General features: G+C 70.0%; 1 protein-coding gene. It reads left to right on the top strand.

The window, feature by feature from the left end:
• A partial coding sequence (locus KVT44_RS59930; protein WP_368857634.1) for a metallophosphoesterase occupies positions 1-203 on the top strand: 203 nt, incomplete at both ends.

The raw sequence follows: 203 nt of genomic DNA, 5'->3' as shown, positions 1-203 counted from the left end.
CAACTCCCACGGCTGGGTGCCGGGTTGGACGGCATCCGCGTCGTCCTCATCACCGACACCCACTACGGTCCCCTCGATCGCACTCGCAGGTCGGCACAGGTATGCGAGACGGTGAACACCCTGGAAGCCGACCTGGTCTGCCACACCGGTGACATCGCGGACGGCACGGCCGAACGCCGCCGCGCCCAGGCCGCCCCACTCGG

The sequence above is a fragment of the Streptomyces sp. GbtcB7 genome (assembly GCF_019091445.1).
Lineage (GTDB): Bacteria > Actinomycetota > Actinomycetes > Streptomycetales > Streptomycetaceae > Streptomyces > Streptomyces mirabilis.
This window is presented reverse-complemented; position numbering and strand designations above follow the sequence as displayed.